The 371-nt window shown below is 51.2% G+C and carries 1 pseudogene; it reads right to left on the bottom strand.

Annotated elements, in window-relative coordinates:
• Nucleotides 1–371, bottom strand: a pseudogene (gene aceE / locus ACTHUT_RS22330) (pyruvate dehydrogenase (acetyl-transferring), homodimeric type); the annotation flags it as partial.

The following is a 371-nucleotide window of genomic DNA, read 5'->3' as shown; positions in this document are numbered from 1 at the left end:
ATGGTACCGGAACCCATCAATTGAACTTTCTTGTCGCCTTTGCCGCCGGCTTTCAGCAGGTACATACCTTTCAGGATGTTTTCTTCTGCGCCTTCAGGCATATCCGGGTGAGCGTAGTTCTCGTTCATCAAGGTGATGTAGTAGAACACGTCTTCATTATTGGCATACATACGGCGCAGACCGTCTTGAACGATAACAGCTACTTCGTATTGGAATGTCGGGTCGTAAGAAACGCAGTTTGGAATCAAATCTGCTTGAATATGGCTGTGGCCGTCTTCGTGTTGCAGACCTTCACCGTTCAGCGTTGTACGGCCGGCAGTACCACCCAACAGGAAGCCGCGTGCGTGCATATCGCCGGCAGCCCATGCCAA

It is taken from the genome of Neisseria sp. P0022.S010, assembly GCF_051956635.1.
The sequence above is the reverse complement of the archived record's forward strand: the minus strand, read 5'-3'. Positions and strand labels throughout refer to the sequence as shown.